The following is a 17,036-nucleotide window of genomic DNA, read 5'->3' on the forward strand; positions in this document are numbered from 1 at the left end:
GGGCAGGGGTTCAGGGGCTCACATCGATATCACGCTGCGTGTCGCTATGTCCTGATTGCCGCAAATGCAAAACTGGGCTTCCCGTGGCCGGATCCGGACCCTGGCGGGAAAGTCAATAAATCCGGGGCATTCCCCGAAAGGGGGCAGGATGGTGCCGCAGGGTGGACGGTCCGGGATGTGGACGCCTTGGGGGAGGCGGGGAGCGGGCCACCTTGTCCACAGGAATTGTGGAGTTCCGTAATGTTATCCACAGGCTGTGGGTGTTAGCTGTGGACACTGGAATTGATCATTCCGGACCGCTTGGCGGGTGGGTGCATTCCTTGTTCAAACCCCGCTCAGACACTCATTCGGGTGGGAATGCCTCGCCCCATAGAGTTGATCAACGCCAGCCGGGTGACGCCGTTCCCCTCGTGTGACCCGAGCGTTCACCGAGCCGGGTCCGCCGACATGTCGACCGCCCCAGGACTCCGTGTCGACTTGTCCCCAGGTCGAGAGGGCGCCCTGTGGATAACTCTGTGGACTGTGCCCCGCCACTCTCCCGGGGCCTCGAGCCCCCGCCGAGCGCCCACCGAGCCTCGGCTCCAGCTCCCGGCACGCCCACGCACCGGCCGGAATCCGCTCAGGCGCGGCCGTCGAGGCAGCGGGTCAGCCAGTCCGCCGCTTCCGTGAAGTCATGGTCCGAGGTCCCCGGCCGCGGGGTGCGCACCTCGGCGAGGCTGACGCCGGCCCGCGGGTAGGAGCCGAGGAAGCGGACGTTCGGGCAGGTGCGCTTGAGACCCATCAGGGCCTCGCTCACCCGCCGGTCGGAGATGTGCCCCTCCGCGTCGACGGCGAAGCAGTAGTTGCCGATGCCGGCGCCCGTGGGCCGGGACTGGATCAGCATCAGGTTGACCCCTCGGACGGCGAACTCCTGGAGCAGTTCCAGCAGCGCACCGGGGTGGTCCTCGCCCATCCAGATGACCACGGAGGTCTTGTCCGCGCCGGTGGGTGCCGCGGGCCGGGCCGGCCGGCCCACCAGCACGAACCGGGTCTCGGCGTTCTCCGCGTCGTGGATCTCGGTGACCAGGGCTTCCAGGCCGTAGGTGGCGGCGGCGAACTCGCCCGCGAAGGCGGCGTCGAAGCGGCCCTCCTGGACCAGCCGGGCGCCGTCGGCATTGGACGCGGCCGACTCCCACAGGGCGTCGGGCAGGTTCGCCCGCAGCCAGTTGCGCACCTGGGGCTGGGCCACCGGGTGCCCGGTGACCGTCTTGATGTCCGTCAGCTTCGTACCCGGCCGGACGAGCAGCGCGAAGGCGATCCGCAGCCGCACCTCGCGGTAGATCATCAGCGGTTCGCCGGAGGCGAGCTCGTCGAGGGTGGCGGTGACCCCGCCCTCCACCGAGTTCTCGATGGGCACGAGCGCCGCCGCGGCCTCGCCGTTGCGCACCGCGTCCAGGGCTGCCGGCACCGACACCATGGGGACCAGCTCGCGGGTCGCCGCCTCGGGCAGCGTGCGCAGCGCCGCCTCGGTGAAGGTGCCCTCGGGGCCGAGATACGTGAAACGAGTCGCGGACATGCGATCAGCCTAGTGCGCCGCAGGGCCGGATCCGCGGGGCGTTCACGACTCGAGAAGCCGCTGCCCGACGTACTCGCCCGGCCGCGGGCCGCCGGGTACCGCGTACAGGCCGCTGGCCTCGTGCCGGATGAAGGGGGACAGGGCGTCTCCGCGGTCGAGCTTGCGCTGGACGGGCACGAAGCCGCGCTGCGGATCGGCCTGCCAGCAGATGAAGAGGAGTCCGGCGTCCGGGGTGCCGTCCGCGGCGATGCCGTCGTGGTACGAGAACGGGCGGCGCAGCATCGCCGCGCCGCCGTTCTGCTCGGGGGCGGAGATGCGGGCGTGGGCGTTGGAGGGGATGACGGGCTTGCCGTCGGCTCCGAAGGCGTCGAGGTCCATCTCGGTCTTCTCGGTGCCGCCGGTGAGGGGGGCGCCGTCGGCCTTCTTGCGGCCGATGACCTGCTCCTGCTTGCCGAGCGGGAGCCGCTCCCAGTCGTCGAGCAGCATGCGGATCCGGCGGACGACGGCGTACGAGCCGCCCGCCATCCACGCGTGCTGCTCGGGGCCGGGTCCGGCGGCGGGTACGAAGATCCGCTTGTCGAAGTCGGGTTCCTCGGGCTTCGGGTTGCCGGTGCCGTCGATCTGGCCCATGAGGTTGCGGGCGGTCATGGGGGTGCGGGTGGCGCCCGGGGTGCGGTTGAAGCCGTTCATCTGCCAGCGGACCCGTGCCGCTGCTCCGGCGTCCTTCTGGAGGGCGCGCAGGGCGTGGAAGGCCACGAGGGAGTCGTTGGCGCCGATCTGGACCCAGAGGTCCCCCTCGCTGCGCTTGGGGTCGAGGCGGTCGGCGGAGAAGTCGGGCAGCGGGTCGAGTGCGGCCGGGCGGCGGGCGGCGAGGCCGGTGCGGTCGAAGAAGGTGCGGCCGAACCCGAAGGTGACGGTGAGCGAGCAGGGTCCGGCATCCAGGGCGATCCCGGTGTCGGGGCTGCCGGCCGGCTCGCCGGCCATGAGTCGGCGCGCGGTGTCCGACCAGCGGCGCATGAGGGCTGCCGCTTCCTTGCGGCCGGCTCCCGGGGCGAGGTCGAACGCGAGGACGTGGCCCTTGAGCTGGAGGGGGTCGGTGATGCCGGGCTGGTGCTCGCCGTGGAAGGCGGCTTCGGCCGTCCCGAGGGAGGCGCCGCCGCCCGTCGGGCTGCCGCCCGGGTCTTCGGAGACGGCGGCCTGGACCAGGGCGCCGCCGGTGGCGCCGAGCGCCAGTCCGGCCGCGCCGGCGGCACCGACGGTGCCGAGGAGCCGCCGCCTGGAGATCTCGATGTTCACTTGCTCGGTCACGCTGGTCAGCCGATCTTCACGTTCTTGTGCACGGTGGTCTGGTCGATGTCGGAGGTCCGGACGGTGATGTCGATGCGCCAGGTGCCGGCGAGGGGCAGCTGCACCCCGGATGCGGTCCAGTGTCCGGTGGCCGCGTGGTCGGGGAGGAGCGGCAGGGGGCCGATGTCCTTGGCGGCGAGGGTGAAGGCGATCTTCACCTCGGGGGCGTCGAGCGGCCTGCCGTTGGGCCGGTCGAGGAAGAGGTGGAGGGTGTTGGCGCCGGTCCGGCCCGGGTCGAGTTCCAGGCGGGCGGTGCCCTGGCCGTCCTCGCCGCCGGTGTCGAAGGGCAGCCGGATCTTGATGGGCCGATTGGGTACCGCGGGCGCCGCGCTTCCGGCCCGGCCGGCTTCCTGCTCGGCCGCGCGGCCGGGCTCGGTGCTGGTCAGGCTGCTGGCGACGGCCAGGAGCACGACGGCCACGCAGGCCTCGGCGAGCACCGAGCGGCGCAGTCCGGCCCGGTTCGGGTCGGCGTCGCGGACCTTCTTCTTGAGGGCGGTCCGCTGGGCGGCCTGCTGCCGGGCCAGCTGTGCAGCCCGCCGCGGGTCGGCCGGGGTCTCGGGGACGGTGACGGGCTCGGGCACGTCTGCCGTCTCGGGCTCGGCCTCCGGCTCGGCCGCCGGTTCGGGCTCGGAGCGGGTGCCGGTGCCGGTCTCCGGCGCGGACCCGGACGCAGGGTCGGAACCTGAGTCGGACCCGGACCCCGCCTCGGACTCGGACTCGGACTCGGGTGATGTTTCACGTGAAACACGCGGCGCGGCGATCTCCGCCCCGGCGGGGGCGGCGGTGTCCAACAGGGCCGTCCACGTGCGGGAGACGTAGGCGACGCCGACGAGCACGGCGATGAGCCCGACCTTGACGATCAGGACCTTCCCGTAGTCGGTGCCGGTGAGGGCGCTCCAGCTGCCGAGCTGCCGCCAGGACTGGTAGATGCCGGTGGCGACGAGGACGAGGACGCTGCCGAACGCCACGCGGGAGAACCGCTGGACGGCCGTCTTCTCCAGGTCGGGCACCCGGTAGAGGGCGACGAGGAGGGTGGCCAGCCCGCCGAGCCAGGCGGCGACCGCGAGCAGGTGGAGGATGTCCACGGGCATGGCGATGCCGGGCTGGATGCCGGTGGAGGCGTGCTCGGAGAGGGCCCAGGTGGCGGCGATGCCGCCGGAGACCACGAGTCCGCCGATGGCGAGTCCGAAGGTCAGGTCGCCGGTGTCCTTGTCGCCTTCGTGCTCGGGCGTCTGCCGGCGCGCGTACATGCCGAAGAGCACGGCCACGAACAGGGCGGCGGCGCCGAGCAGCAGCAGGCGGGAGACGAGGGAGGCGCCGGTCTTGGTCTCCAGGACGGCCTTGAGCCCGGCGAGGTCGAAGGCGTCGGCGAACTTCCCCGATCCGGTGTACGGGTTGCGCAGCACCAGCATGGCGAGGGTGGCGGCGGTGATCGAGGCCCAGCCGTAGACCACCACGCGCTGTACGGCGCGGATCCCGGCCCCGCGCCGCCAGCACAGGAGGATGAACGCGGCGCCGCCGACGAGGAGGATGAAGCCGGCGTAGGCGAGGTAGCGCGCGATCCCGTAGGCGATGCCGACGGGGCCGCCGCCCGCTGCCTGGTCGGGCAGGGTGACGGAGGTCTTGGAGGGGGCGCCGACGGAGAAGGTGAAGGCGCCGGAGATGGGGTGGCTGTCCGCGGAGACGGCCTGCCAGGCCACGGTGTAGGTGCCGTTGGGCAGGCCGGAGTGGAGCACCACCCCGTATTTGACGGTCGTTCCGTCGCAGAGGTCGCGGTGTTCGCCGGTGTCGACCCGCTTGCCGGCCGGGTCGAGCACGCGGATCGAGTCGTCTCCGACGGCGACTTGCTCCGAGAAGGAGAGGGTGACCTGGGCGGGGGCCGTGGCGACCACCGCCCCGTCCTTGGGATCGCTTGCGGTCAGCGCGGCGTGCGCCGAGGCCGGTGAGGCCGTGGCGAGCAGCGTGCCCAGCAGAGCGGCAAGGACCAGCAGCAGCCGCAGGAGCGGTGCCGCAGGCGCGGGGGCGGGGGCGGTGGCCGTCATGGCGAGTCAGTCCCTCGTTCCGTCGGTGGTCGTACCGTCAGGTGTGGTCCGGACGGCGGTGGTGCCGTCCGCGGTCGTACGTCAGTCGCTCTTCGGGTTGTACGTCCGTTCCCGCACGGTCAGTTGGGTCTTGACGGTGCCGGCCTTCTCGAAGTGCAGCTCGATCTCGACCTTGTCGCCGATCTTGGGCTTGTTCTTCAGGCCCATGAACATGATGTGGTTGCCGCCGCGCTTGAGCTTGAGCTCTCCGTCGGCGGGCACGTCCATGGACGTCACCTGCTGCATCTTCTGGTTCTTGGTCTCGTGGATCTGCACGTCGCCCGAGAGGGGGCTGGTGACGGAGGTGAGCTTGTCGGCGCCGCCGTCGTTCTCGACGGTCAGGAAGCCGCCGGCCATCTCGTTGTTGAGGGGTTCGGGCATGAAGCCCCCGGTGACGGAGAGCTTCGGGCCGGCGTTCTTGTCGCCGTCGGAGGAGCAGCCCGATATGGCCAGGGCGGCGGTCAGGGAGAGGGCGGCGGCGATGACGGTGGTGGTGCGGCGGTTCACGGGTTCTCTCCCTTGACGATCTTCGGCAGGTCCTTGGTGTAGTCCTCGGCTGTGGTGTTCTCGCCGTAGAGGACGTAGCCCTCGTCCGTTTTCGGGGAGAACGCGATGACCTGGGCTCCGTGCATGGAGACGACGCTTCCGTCGGCCTCCTTCTTCGCGGCCTCGATGCCGATGCCCATGGTGCGGGCGCCGGCCTGGATGGTCTTGAAGTCGCCGGTGAGCCCGATGAAGGACGGGTCCTGCGCCTTGAGCCATTCACCGAGGGAGGCGGGGGTGTCCCGCTCGGGGTCGGTGGTGACGAACACGACCCGGAGGTTCTCCTGGTCGGCCTTGGGGAGTGCCTTCTTCGCCTGGGCGATGTTGCTCATCGTCAGCGGGCAGACGTCGGGGCAGTGGGTGTAGCCGAAGTAGATGAGCGTCGGCTTGCCCTTGGTCTGCTCGCGGAGGTCGAACTGCTTGCCGCGGGTGTCGGTCAGGACCAGGTCCGGCTTTTCGAAGGGCCGGTCGAGCACGGTGGCGGCCTGCGTCTTGGCGGAGGCGTCCACCTGGGCGACCTGCGAGCCCTTGGCGGGGTCGCTGCCGCCGCAGGCGGACAGGGTGAGCGCAGCCGCCACCGCGAGGGCGGCGGCTGTCACACGTGTGGTGCGCATGGAGAGGTGTCCCTGTTGATAGGGGTGTGCGGGGGGTCAGGAAGAGCGGCGGCGGGAGGCCGCGCCGAAGGCGACGCCGGCGGCGCCGACGACGATGCCGGCGACGCCGAGGACGCGGGCGGTGGTGTCGGAGCCGCCGGCGGCGGCTGCCTTCTCGCCGTCGTGGTGGTCCTCGTCCTTCGCGCCCTGGTTCTTGCCGGAGTCCTTGCCGTCCTTGGCCGGGCCGCCGTGGTGGTCCTCGCCGGTGCTTTCGGTCAGCTTGAGGACCGGGGCCGGGTTCTGGGGTTCCTCGGCGCCGTCCTTGGGCTCTTCGATCCAGCGGACGACCTGGTTGTCGTCGTACGTCTGGACGGCCTTGAACACCATGCGGTCGGTGTCCTCGGGGAGCTGTCCCACGGAGAGCGGGAACTGCTGGAACTTGCCGGGCTCGATCTTGCCGCCGGTCCACGTCACCTTGGTGACGGCCTCGGTGATCTGCTTGCCGTGGAGGGTGAGGGGCTTGGCGAGCTTGCCCTTGGTGATCTGGACGGTCCAGCCGGGCACGTCCTGTGCCATGACGGAGGCGAGGGGGTGGTCGGCGGGGAAGCTGACCTCCAGCTTGGTGGTGGAGGCCTTGTCGCTCTCGTTGGGGACCTTGAAGCTGATCGTGGCGTAGCCGCCCTTCTCGGCCTGGCCCGGCTGCACGCTGACGTGTGCGAAGGCGGGGGCGGCGAGCAGCAGGACGGATCCCGCGGCGATGGCTGCGGCGACGGGTACGCGAGAGATCTTCATCTGCGGAAAACTCCACGGGAAGCAGGAACGGTGGACCGCGTGCGGGTGCACGCGGGCTCACGGCACCGCCGCTCCCTCGCGGGTCGTCCGGGGGGTCCGGAGGATCCGGTCGTCCGGTCGATCTGGTGGTGCCGGTTGATCCGTCGTAAGGGATCAGCGGCTGGTTCCCGGGGAGTCGGTGCCGTGTCAGGCTGCGAGGACGAGTGCCGCGGGCGGGCCGCGGCGGATCACCGTGTGCTGGAGTGCTTCCCGGCCGGCGGTGCCGGGGGCGGGCCGCTCGTGGCGGGGCCGTCCGGGGGCCGGGTGCTGCGGGTCGGCGAGTCCGGCCCGCAGGGCGCGTACGAGGGCCAGTGCGGCGCGCAGTGGCCGCACGGGGGTGTTGTCCGCGGAGAGTTCCAGGAGCCGCTGGAGGGCGAGGTCGCCGCGCCCGAGGAGCCAGCCGGCGGCGAGTGCGGCCAGCAGGTGGCCGAGGAGCATGGCCGGGGAGAGCAGTCCGGTGGCGGGTTCGCCGGCGGTGAGGGCCTGGTGGGTGTGGGCCTGGGCGAGTGCGGTGGCGGGGTCGATGCCGGCCGCGTCGAGCACTTCGCGGGCCCGGGCAGGGCTGAGGGGTGCGGAGCCGCCGTTGCAGATGAGCCGTGCGGCGAGTTCCGGGAGGGAGCCTTCGGCGCCGGCCGGAGCGGTGGTGTGCTGGCCGAGGCCGAAGAGGGAGTGCAGTGCCAGTTGTCCGCCGGCGAGTGCCGCGGTGATGCCGGGCAGGGAGCGGCGCCGTCCGGAGAGGGGGGCCGCGCAGGCGAAGACGCCGAGGAAGCCGGCGAGGTACGCCCACAGGGGGACGGCCGCGCAGGAGGCCACGGCGTGGCCCGCGCCGGACAGCGCGACGCAGACCGCGGTGAACACCGCGGCCCTCAGGAGCCGTGGTCCGGCTCCGGTGCGCATCAGGCGGGGGTAAGGCATGGCCGGGTCATCATCGCACTGCGCTCACGGCGCCCCTACGGCAGGTCCGTAAGATCCCATGCGTCCCGTTCGGTGCTTCGCCCGTGCGGCTGATCGGCGGGGGGCCGGGCGGGTGGCGCGGGGGGCATACACCGGTGCGGGAGGGGCGCGCATCGGCCATTGGGGGGCTGCGCAGCCCTTGTGGCGCTTACGGGCTGCCCTGGGCGGCAATAGGTAGCGGTATGAGCATCTGGTGGTCTCTCCACTTGCGGCGCGAGGCGGCGAGCGTGCCGTTCGCCAGGCGGCTGCTGATGGGGGCGATGGAGACCGCGGGGGTGGACCCGGACATTTCCTTCGAGCTTTCCGTGGCGCTCACCGAGGCCTGTGCGAATGCGGTGGAGCACGGGGGCAGCGGGTTGCCGGATGGGGCCGGCGGGGTGCCGGACGGCTCGGAGGGGTACCACGTGACCGCCTATCTGGACGGGGACTGCTGCCGGATCGAGGTGGCGGATTCGGGTCCGGGTTTCCCGGACCGGTCGGAGGCCCGGCCCCGGGGCGGCGGGGGGATGGGGGAGCACGGGCGGGGCCTGTGCCTGATCGAGCAGCTCGCGGACCACGTGCGGTTCCGCAACCGGCCCGGCCGGGGTGCGGTGGTCAGCTTCGACAAGGTCCTCAAGTGGCGCGAGGGCGCGCTGCTCAAGGTGTCCTGAGGCAGGGGTCCTGGGGCGCGGGCGCCCGGCGGTGTTTCACGTGAAACACCGCCGGGCGGGAATCCCGTACGGGATTCCCGCCCGGCGGCGGTGGCGGTGCGTGGGTGTCAGCCCTTGAGGCGGGCCATCCAGGCCTCGACCTCGTCGGAGCGGCGCGGGAGCCCGGCGGAGAGGTTCCGGTTGCCGTCCTCGGTGACGAGGATGTCGTCCTCGATGCGGACGCCGATGCCGCGGTACTCCTCGGGCACGGTCAGGTCGTCGGCCTGGAAGTACAGGCCGGGCTCCACCGTCAGGCACATGCCCGGCTCCAGGGTGCCGTCGACGTACGCCTCGGTGCGCGCGACGGCGCAGTCGTGGACGTCCATGCCGAGCATGTGGCCGGTGCCGTGGAGGGTCCAGCGGCGCTGGAGGCCGAGTTCGAGGACCCGCTCGACCGGGCCTTCGAGGAGGCCCCACTCGACGAGCTTCTCGGCGAGGACGCGCTGCGAGGCGTCGTGGAAGTCGCGGAACTTGCCGCCCGGCTTGACGGCCGCGATGCCGGCTTCCTGGGACTCGTACACGGCGTCGTAGATCTTGCGCTGGATGTCGGTGTACGTGCCGTTGATCGGCAGCGTGCGGGTGACGTCGGCGGTGTAGAGGCTGTGGGTCTCCACACCGGCGTCGAGCAGCAGCAGGTCGCCGGAGCGGACCGCGCCGTCGTTGCGGACCCAGTGCAGGGTGCAGGCGTGGGCGCCGGCGGCGCAGATCGAGCCGTAGCCGACGTCGTTGCCCTCGACGCGGGCGCGCAGGAAGAAGGTGCCCTCGATGTAGCGCTCGCTGGTGGCCTCGGCCTTGTCGAGGACCTTCACGACGTCCTCGAACCCGCGGACGGTGGAGTCGACGGCCTTCTGGAGCTCGCCGATCTCGAAGGCGTCCTTCACGAGGCGGGCCTCGGAGAGGTGGACGCGCAGTTCCTCGTCGGTCTCGGCGGTGACCTTGTCGGCCAGGGCGGTCTCGATGACGGAGTCGTGGCCGCGGACCACGCGGACCGGGCCGGTGGCCTCCTTGAGGGCCTCCGGGAGCTCGCGCACGTCCGAGGCGGGCAGCCCGAGGAGCTGCTCGGCCTCGGCGAGGGAGTGGCGGCGGCCGACCCACAGCTCGCCGTTGCCGGAGAGCCAGAACTCGCCGTTCTCGCGGTTGGAGCGCGGCAGCAGGTAGATGGTGGCGGTGTGGCCCTCGGTGCCGGGTTCCAGGACGAGGACGCCGTTCTCGGTCTGGTCGCCGGTGAGGTAGGCGTACTCGGTCGAGGCGCGGAACGGGTACTCGGTGTCGTTGGAGCGGGTCTTGAGCCGGCCCGCGGGGATGACCAGGCGCTCGCCGGGGAAGCGGGCGGACAGCGCGGCGCGGCGGGCCGCGGTGTGCGCGGCCTGCTCGATGGGCTGGAGCCCGTGCAGCTCGGTGTCGGCCCAGCCGGAACGCATGTTCTCGGCGAGCTCGTCGGTGACGGCGGGGTACAGGCCGTTCTTCCGCTGCTTGATCTTCTTCTTCGGCTGCGCCTTTTCCGGGGTTTCCGGGTTCTCCGGCGTCTCCGGGTTGAGCTCTTCGGCCACGGGTCCGTCTCCTCCTGGTACGACACTGAACCGCTTCCATCGTACGGTCGTGCGGAAGGGGGCCCAGGGCCGTAGGACCCATTACCAAGATCAGCGGACCGGGGCAGCTGCCGGGCGCACCGCGGTGGCGGGGGGCCCGGAGCGGGAGCCGGGCTCAGTCGAAGCGTGCGGCGAGCAGGACCACGTCCTCGTCGGAGTCGACGGCGTCCCTGCCGTCCGGGAGGACGGTGCGCAGGACGTGGTCGCAGAGGGCGGCCGGGTCCTCGCGTGCGGCCTTGGGCACGCTCGCGGCGGCGGCGTGGAGCCGGGCGAAGGCGCGGTCCATGGGGTCGCCGGTGCGCTGGAGCAGCCCGTCGGTGTACAGCAGCACCGTTTCTCCGGGCGCGGGTTCGAGTTCCACGCTGGGTGCTTCCCAGCAGGAGAGCATGCCGAGCGGGGCGGAGAGGGAGGTCTCCACGTACTCGGTGCGGCGCTCGCCGATGAGCAGGGGCGGGGTGTGTCCGGCCCCGGCGAGGAGGATCTTGCGGCGGGCGGGTTCGCAGTAGGCGAAGAGGGCGGTGGCGGAGCGGGCGGGCTCGGTCAGCCGGAGCAGCAGTTCGAGGTCGGAGAGGACGGCGACGGGGTCCTCGCCCTCCATGACGGCGTAGGCGCGCAGGGAGGCGCGCAGTCTGCCCATGGCGGCCACGGCGCTGGGGCCGGAGCCGGTGACGGAGCCGACGGCCAGGCCGAGGGCGCCTTCCGGGAGGGGGAGGGCGTCGTACCAGTCCCCGCCGCCGAGGGGGCCGGTGCGGTGGCGGGCGGCCAGGCGGACTCCGGAGACCCGCGGGAGGCGGCTGGGGAGCAGTTCCTCGGAGATGGTGGCGAGCCGGGTGCGGGCGCGTTCGGTCTCCAGGACGCGGCCGAGGTGCTCGGTGGCGTAGCGGCAGTACAGGCCGGCCAGGTGGCGCTGGCGCTCGGTGGGTTCGGCGTGCTCGTCGTAGAGCCAGACCGCGGCGCCGAGGCGGCCGGCGGATTCGGTGGCGAGGGGCAGGGCGTAGCTGGCTGCGTAGCCGAGGCGGGCGGCGACCTCGCGGTAGCGGGGGTCCACGGGGGTGGTGTACCCGCCGCTGCCGGCGGCGGCGTCGGGCTCGGGGAGCTGTTCGCTGCCGCCTTCGGCGTCGGGGAGTCCGTCGAGGATGCGGCCGTACGAGGTGGCGCTGCGGGGGACGGTCTCGATGTGCCCGAGTTCGGCGTGGCCGAGTCCGAGCCCGATGGTGCTGGCGGGGCCGAGGCCGTCGGCGGGTTCCAGCACGGCCAGTCCGCGGCGGGCGCCGACCAGGGCGGCACCGGCTTTCAGCAGTTCGCGGAGGGACTCGTCGAGGCTCGTCGTACGGGCGAGGCGCTCGGTGAGCTCGTGCAGGGTGGTGAGGTCGGAGACCCAGCCGGCGAGGCGGTCCTGGAGCACCGTGCCGGGGGCCGGCGGGTGGGGCGGGCCGGCGGCGGGCGCGGGTGCCGTGCGGGCGGGCGCGGCAGTGTGCGGGGGAGTCGAAACTGCTGGATCGATTCCAGCCACTTTCGGCAGATGCGGGGCGTTCATGGCATCCGCCTTTCCACCTGGTGCGATTCGCCATAAAACATTGCAAACCCCCAGATCAATCTGCACCGCCTGCAAGAGGTCCACATCTACACGCACAGGTGGAGCGATGTCCAGCATTGCCCAGGTGGGAATCCTGGTGTCCGTGGGGCGACAACTCACCGTGCGGCCAAGGCTCGAACTTGGCCGAAAAATGCCGGGAGCGGACCTCTTTTGCGGTCGACTGAACCTGCCCAGCAGAGCGTCATATCGTGCGTGATGGGTACGTAATCGGTGATGGCCAGGGTGCGTTGGCGCGCCCTGGGTCCAGGCGGGAACCGCCCGGCGAGGCTCGTACGTCCTTGTCGCCGGAGGCCGCGCCTCATCCCCGATCGGCGGGACATGTTCACAGGGGCCCACGGATCCGTTCCACCGTGGCCCCGCCCGGCGCCAGTCGCGCGCCGGCCCCGCCGGGCGTTTCATGAACCGGTAAGAACTGCACGAACCGCGTGAAACCTCAGTAAGCGGACAGTGACGCGAAACGTGTACGTGTGGTGAGAAACCGCATACATGGTGTGATGTGGCCTCGGCGTTCAACGGAAAGGAACGAGCGCTCATGCGCGAGATCCTCGGAAGGCGTCTCCGACGGCTCCTCGGGGCGACCCCGGACGGAGCGGGAGGGAATTCCCGGCGCGGCGACCGCCCGTCCGCCCTCCTCGACGCGGCTCTGACCTGTGCCACCGCCTGGCGCTGGCCCGTGGTCCCGGGAGTCGGGCTGGTGCCCGGGCCGACCGGCGGGGCGTCCGCCCCGGCGGCAGGCCGCCGGGGCTCCCGGGCCCTCCTCCCCGGCTCCGCGGGCGGCGGCGGGCGGGCCCGCTGCGCCTGCCCCGACCCCCACTGCGTGGTGCCGGGCGCGCACCCCTTCGATCCCGGCCTGCTCGCCGCGACCACGGACGCGCGCATGATCCGCTGGTGGTGGACCGGGCGGCCCGAGGCGCCGGTGGTCCTCACCACCGGCGGCAGTGGGCCCTGCGCGGTCAGCCTGCCCGCCGCGGCCGGCGCGCAGGCGCTCGCCCGGCTCGACGCCATGGGCGTACGGCTCGGCCCGGTGCTGGTCACGCCCACGCGGATGGCGATCCTCGTCGCCCCGTACTCGCTTGAACGGCTCGGCGAGCTGCTGTACGCCAAGGACTGCGTGCCCTCCTCGCTGCGCTTCCACGGGGAGGGCGGCTACCTGGTGCTGCCGCCCTCGCGGACCGGCAGCGGGCCGGTGGGCTGGGAGCGGGCCCCGCGGGCCGGGGAGCGGCCCTGGCTGCCCGATGTCGAGGCGGTCGTGGACGCGCTGGTCGAGGCGAGCACCGGGGCCCCGGGCGGCGGCAGCAGGCTGGCGTACTGAGAGAGGCGCGGCCTGGCGTACTGACGGAGGTGCGGCGCCGGGCCGCTTCACTCGAACGGGTGTGACCGGAGGCCAGTTCCACGGGAATTGGGCGTGCGGCCCGCCGTGCCCCGTTCCGGCGTCGCTATCTTCGGCGAATGAATCTCCGCATGATCGGTATCGGTGCCGGTGTGCTGATCATCCTGTCGGTCCCGCTCGCGGGCGCGCTCGCCGGTCCGGCGGGCGGGCTCCGCTCCGACGGGGGTGGCCTGATGTCCTCGCTGGGCCTGTCGGACCGTGGCTCCGGTGCGGAGGGCGCCGGGGCGCAGGAAGCCGGGGCGAAGAATCCCGGCGCGCAGAACGGTGTGCGGAAATCCGGCACGGTCGGGCCCGACGCGCAGGGTCCGGACGTACGGGATCCGGCGGGGCAGGACCCGGCGCCGCCGCCGGCCCCCGGCGGCGCGGAGCCGCGGACGGACGCGCGGTGCGGACCCGAGCTCTCCTCCCCCGAGGGGGTCGAGGCGCAGACCTGCGTGCTGACGGGTGAGGGCCGTACCTGGGCGCGGAGTTACTACCGGAACACGAGCGGGCGCCCGCTGGGCGCCGTGCTGTCGCTGATGGGTCCGGCCGGGCGGACGGTGCAGATCCACTGCGCCGTGGCGGCGGGCGACGAGCCGGACGTGTGCGAGACCCCGAAGGAGTCCTCGGAGGGGGCTCCGGGCGGGTGGACGGCCGTTGCGGAATACGGGGCACCGGACGGAGAGGGTCCGCTCCTGCTGCGCGCCGGAAGCAACTCCGGGGAACCGGTTGACGGTTGAAATGGAAGGGCCCGGTCGCTGGCGACGGGGGATGCACCAGCGACCGGGCTACAAGAACCGTAACAAGAGATCGCGTGTTCGCAAATTCGATCTCGGATATTCGGACACCGATTTGCCGACGATTAGCGGGAGTTGTGACCCGAGTCACCACGCCTGCGCGCCATATTGAATGGCTCATTCCGGATCATCGGGTCCGCTCGGGGCCCCGGTCCACCCGAATGCGGGCACGCCCGCCGGCTCCGGCCGGCGGGCGTGGGGCGCTGCGCTCCGGGCGGATCAGCTGAGGGTCACCTGGCGGTTGGTGAGGCCGCCGCGGGCCCGACGCTCCTCCGCGGTGAGCGGAGCGTCCGAGGCCAGGGCCTTGGCGAGCCGCTCGGCGAGCTGCGCCGCGGGCTTCTCGACGTCGTCCGCGGTGACCCCGGTGGGCAGGTCCCACACGGGCACCATGAGGCCGTGCGCGCGGAAGGAGCCCACCAGGCGGGTGCCTTCGCCGAGCGAGGATTCGCCCGCGGCCTGCAGCCGGGCCAGGGCGTCGAGCAGCTTCTCCTCGGGGTGCGGCATGACCCAGCGGAGGTGGTTCTTCTCCGGGGTCTCGCACCAGTACGCCGCGTCGACTCCGGCGAGTTTCACGGTGGGGATGGCCGCCGCGTTGGCGCGTTCCAGAGAGGCCGCGATCTCGGGGGTGGAGGCCGCGCTGTTGTCCGTTTCCGGAATCCAGAATTCGAATCCGGTGTGCACAACCGGCTCGAAAACGCCGTCGGCGTCGAGGAGGTCCTGAAGTCGCGGACCGTCGGCCTCGACCCGGCGCGCCGGGACGGGGGAGCCGGGCTCGGCCTCCAGGGCGCGCAGCAGGGTGTCTGCGAGGTCCCGGCCGAGGTCGCCGGTCGAGGTCTCGTTCTGCAGGCCGAGGAGGACGGAGCCGTCCTCGCGGCGCAGGGCGGGCCAGGCCATCGGGAGCACGGTCACCAGGGTCACCGAGGGGACGCCCTCGGGCAGCCCGCCCTTGAGGGTGAGCGGCACGGTCGCGGCGGGCACGAGCTCGCGCAGCGCCACCCAGTCGCACTCGCCCGGCAGGCCCTCGAAGGGGCGCTGCACCAGCTCGGTCGCGGCGTGGGCCGCGACCCGGCCGTGGCAGGCCTTGTAGCGGCGGCCGGAGCCGCACGGGCAGGGCTCGCGCGCGCCCACCACCGGGATTTCGCCGTCGCTGATCTGCGGCTGGGCGCCCTTGGGCTGGTGTCCCTTGGGCTGGGGGCGCTTCTTGGCCATGGTGGGTGTCTCCCGGTTGAAGCTCGTGCTGACGGCGCGAGCCTATCCGCTGCACCCTGCCGGGCCCGGCTTCCCGCCGGTGAGCGCGGCCGGGGCGGGGAAGGGCGGGCAAGGGCGAGGGTGGTCGGGACCCGGAGGGGACGGGCCGGCGACGGACCGGCCATGCGACGGACCGGCGGGGCGATGGACTGGCCATGCGATGGACCGGCGGCGCGATGGACCGGCGGCGCGGGCGGCGCGATGGACCGGCCAAGCGACGGACCGGCCGCGCGACGCCGCCCCCGCCGATGTGCGCGGGCCGCGTCCGGCCTGTCAGCGGGTGCGGAAGCCGTTCTCGGAGCCGCCCAGGGGACAGGATTCGAGGTCGTCGAAGGCCGTCATGAAGTCCAGTACGGGCGGTGCGACGCGCGTAGCGAAATCGTCGTGGCGGTGCCCGGAGGCGACGAGGACCCACACCGTGACCTCACCGCCCGCACCGTCCCGCACGCCCCAGTCCTGGGCCAGTGCGCTGATGATGTTCAGCCCCCGGCCGCCGTGTGCGGTGACCGAGGGCGTGGCCGGGACCGGGCGGGTGGGACCGCCTCCGTCCGTCACTTCCACGGTCAGCCGGCCGGCCTTGTCGACCGTCCACGCGCATTGGATGTCGCCTTCGCCCACGTCTCCGGTGCCCAGGGGCCGGCCGTGCCGGCAGGCATTGCTGAGCAGTTCGGAAAGGATCAGAACGGCATCGTCCACGACCGTTTCGGACACCCCGCTGGTGCGCAACTGCGTGCGCATCAGGTGCCTCGCCTGGCCCACGCCCGCAGGACCATGGGGTACGGCCATGCTCGACGACGCGGGCACCTTCTGTGCCACCACCAACGCCACCCCCGGAACCTCCTTAGCCCCACGCATGGTCTGGATGCCCCGATGGCCTGGACCGGAAACCGCCACGGCGGAGCCCGATGACGCATTCATGACGAGTGGACGGGGCCGGATGCGCCGGGGCACACCCTGTCACGGGGGTGAGAGGTGCAACTGGTGTGGTCAGCGGCCCAGTTGGGACAGGACCTGCCGTGGCCGATTGGTGATGATCGCTTCTACACCCAGATCAGCGCAGAGCTGAACGTCTTCGGCATTGTTCACTGTCCACACGTGCACGGAGTGGCCGGCCTTCTGGAGCTTCTGGACGAAGTGCGGGTGGTTGCGCACGATCCGCATCCCGGGGCCGGCGATCCGCACCCCCGCCGGCAGCCGTCCGTCGCGCATCCGCGGGGAGATGAACTGCATCAGGTACACGGTGGGGATGGTCGGGGCCGCGGCCCGCACCCGGTGCAGGGAGCGCGCCGAGAAGCTCATGATCCGTACGGGCGACGGGCCGTCGGCGGGCGGGGCGTCCAGGCCGAAGCGCTTGAGCAGGAAGAGGAGCCGCTCCTCCACCTGTCCGGCCCAGCGGGTCGGGTGCTTCGTCTCGATGGCGAGGTCCACCGGGCGGCCCGCGTCGGCGACGAGTTCGAGCAGCCGCTCCAGGGTCAGGACGGAGGTGCGCTCGGGGTCCCGCTCGCCGGCCTCGCCGGCGTCCCAGTCGGGGGACTCCTCGCGGTCCTTCCACGAGCCGAAGTCGAGGGCGGCCAGCTCGGAGAGCTCCAGGGCGGACACGGCGCCGCGGCCGTTCGAGGTCCGGTTGACCCGGCGGTCGTGGACGAGGACCAGGTGGCCGTCCGCGGTCAGCCGGACATCGCATTCGAGGGCGTCGGCCCCGTCCTCGATGGCTTTCCGGTACGCGGCCAGGGTGTGCTCCGGGGCGTCCTCGGAGGCGCCCCGGTGGGCGACGACCTGGATGGTCTGCGGGCGGTGGAGGCCGGTCTGCTGCCGTGCGTGGGTCACGCCGCCATGGTGTCAT

At 72.4% G+C, this 17,036-nt stretch carries 14 protein-coding genes and 1 pseudogene; 3 read left to right on the top strand and 12 right to left on the bottom strand.

Annotated features, from left to right (window positions below):
• Positions 1-619 precede the first annotated feature (619 nt).
• From pheA to ACZ407_RS06465, 7 genes are all read right to left on the bottom strand, one after another.
• Positions 620-1,555, bottom strand: a complete 936-nt coding sequence (gene pheA, locus ACZ407_RS06435; protein ID WP_468125974.1) for a prephenate dehydratase — start codon at positions 1,553-1,555, stop codon at positions 620-622.
• A gap of 42 nt (positions 1,556-1,597) precedes the next feature.
• Positions 1,598-2,863, bottom strand: coding sequence for an iron uptake transporter deferrochelatase/peroxidase subunit (gene efeB / locus ACZ407_RS06440; RefSeq protein WP_468125976.1), 1,266 nt, complete (start codon positions 2,861-2,863; stop codon positions 1,598-1,600).
• Between the two features lie 5 nt (positions 2,864-2,868).
• Complete coding sequence (locus tag ACZ407_RS06445) at positions 2,869-4,944, bottom strand: copper resistance CopC/CopD family protein (protein WP_468125977.1); 2,076 nt, start codon at positions 4,942-4,944, stop codon at positions 2,869-2,871.
• A gap of 81 nt (positions 4,945-5,025) precedes the next feature.
• Complete coding sequence (locus tag ACZ407_RS06450; protein ID WP_468125979.1) at positions 5,026-5,490, bottom strand: copper chaperone PCu(A)C; 465 nt, start codon at positions 5,488-5,490, stop codon at positions 5,026-5,028.
• Positions 5,487-6,140, bottom strand: coding sequence for an SCO family protein (locus ACZ407_RS06455; protein ID WP_468125981.1), 654 nt, complete (start codon positions 6,138-6,140; stop codon positions 5,487-5,489). Before ACZ407_RS06455 ends, ACZ407_RS06450 begins: the two co-directional genes overlap by 4 nt.
• A 36-nt stretch (positions 6,141-6,176) precedes the next feature.
• Entirely contained in the window at positions 6,177-6,911 is a 735-nt protein-coding gene (locus ACZ407_RS06460) for a YcnI family copper-binding membrane protein (protein ID WP_468125982.1), read from the bottom strand.
• Positions 6,912-7,097: 186 nt separating this feature from the next.
• On the bottom strand, positions 7,098-7,865 hold the full coding sequence (locus tag ACZ407_RS06465) for a hypothetical protein (RefSeq protein WP_468125984.1): 768 nt from the start codon (positions 7,863-7,865) through the stop codon (positions 7,098-7,100).
• Between the two features lie 221 nt (positions 7,866-8,086).
• On the opposite strand from ACZ407_RS06465, the gene ACZ407_RS06470 reads away from it, so the two are divergent.
• On the top strand, positions 8,087-8,554 hold the full coding sequence (locus ACZ407_RS06470; protein ID WP_468125986.1) for an ATP-binding protein: 468 nt from the start codon (positions 8,087-8,089) through the stop codon (positions 8,552-8,554).
• Between the two features lie 107 nt (positions 8,555-8,661).
• On the opposite strand, the gene ACZ407_RS06475 is transcribed toward ACZ407_RS06470, so the two are convergent.
• On the bottom strand, positions 8,662-10,143 hold the full coding sequence (locus tag ACZ407_RS06475) for an aminopeptidase P family protein (protein WP_468125987.1): 1,482 nt from the start codon (positions 10,141-10,143) through the stop codon (positions 8,662-8,664).
• 154 nt (positions 10,144-10,297) lie between these two features.
• Positions 10,298-11,836, bottom strand: a complete 1,539-nt coding sequence (locus ACZ407_RS06480) for a PP2C family protein-serine/threonine phosphatase (RefSeq protein ID WP_468125989.1) — start codon at positions 11,834-11,836, stop codon at positions 10,298-10,300.
• Between the two features lie 475 nt (positions 11,837-12,311).
• Between ACZ407_RS06480 and ACZ407_RS06485 the strand changes: the two genes are divergently transcribed.
• Positions 12,312-13,091 (top strand): bifunctional DNA primase/polymerase, encoded by a 780-nt coding sequence (locus ACZ407_RS06485; protein WP_468125991.1) that lies wholly within the window; start codon positions 12,312-12,314, stop codon positions 13,089-13,091.
• A gap of 137 nt (positions 13,092-13,228) precedes the next feature.
• Positions 13,229-13,888 (top strand): hypothetical protein, encoded by a 660-nt coding sequence (locus ACZ407_RS06490; protein ID WP_468125992.1) that lies wholly within the window; start codon positions 13,229-13,231, stop codon positions 13,886-13,888.
• Between the two features lie 276 nt (positions 13,889-14,164).
• On the opposite strand, the gene ACZ407_RS06495 is transcribed toward ACZ407_RS06490, so the two are convergent.
• The 3 genes and pseudogenes from ACZ407_RS06495 to ACZ407_RS06505 form a co-directional block, all read right to left on the bottom strand.
• The gene (locus ACZ407_RS06495) at positions 14,165-15,154 is read right to left on the bottom strand and encodes a DUF5926 family protein (RefSeq protein ID WP_468125993.1); all 990 of its coding nucleotides are present in this window, start codon (positions 15,152-15,154) and stop codon (positions 14,165-14,167) included.
• A 312-nt stretch (positions 15,155-15,466) separates the two neighbouring features.
• Positions 15,467-16,107 (bottom strand): annotated as a pseudogene (locus ACZ407_RS06500) (ATP-binding protein).
• A gap of 73 nt (positions 16,108-16,180) precedes the next feature.
• Positions 16,181-17,020 (bottom strand): glycerophosphodiester phosphodiesterase, encoded by an 840-nt coding sequence (locus ACZ407_RS06505; RefSeq protein WP_468125995.1) that lies wholly within the window; start codon positions 17,018-17,020, stop codon positions 16,181-16,183.
• Positions 17,021-17,036: the final 16 nt, after the last annotated feature.

The organism is Streptomyces sp. NPDC030809 (assembly GCF_055572195.1).

Coding starts and splice junctions, on each gene's coding strand:
- ACZ407_RS06495 (WP_468125993.1), bottom strand. CDS start 15,154: ATGGCCAAGAAGCGCCCCCAGCCCAAGGGACACCAGCCCAAGGGCGCC.
- ACZ407_RS06470 (WP_468125986.1), top strand. CDS start 8,087: ATGAGCATCTGGTGGTCTCTCCACTTGCGGCGCGAGGCGGCGAGCGTG.
- ACZ407_RS06490 (WP_468125992.1), top strand. CDS start 13,229: ATGAATCTCCGCATGATCGGTATCGGTGCCGGTGTGCTGATCATCCTG.
- ACZ407_RS06460 (WP_468125982.1), bottom strand. CDS start 6,911: ATGAAGATCTCTCGCGTACCCGTCGCCGCAGCCATCGCCGCGGGATCC.
- ACZ407_RS06465 (WP_468125984.1), bottom strand. CDS start 7,865: ATGCCTTACCCCCGCCTGATGCGCACCGGAGCCGGACCACGGCTCCTG.
- ACZ407_RS06480 (WP_468125989.1), bottom strand. CDS start 11,836: ATGCTGGACATCGCTCCACCTGTGCGTGTAGATGTGGACCTCTTGCAG.
- ACZ407_RS06455 (WP_468125981.1), bottom strand. CDS start 6,140: ATGCGCACCACACGTGTGACAGCCGCCGCCCTCGCGGTGGCGGCTGCG.
- ACZ407_RS06485 (WP_468125991.1), top strand. CDS start 12,312: ATGCGCGAGATCCTCGGAAGGCGTCTCCGACGGCTCCTCGGGGCGACC.
- ACZ407_RS06445 (WP_468125977.1), bottom strand. CDS start 4,944: ATGACGGCCACCGCCCCCGCCCCCGCGCCTGCGGCACCGCTCCTGCGG.
- pheA (WP_468125974.1), bottom strand. CDS start 1,555: ATGTCCGCGACTCGTTTCACGTATCTCGGCCCCGAGGGCACCTTCACC.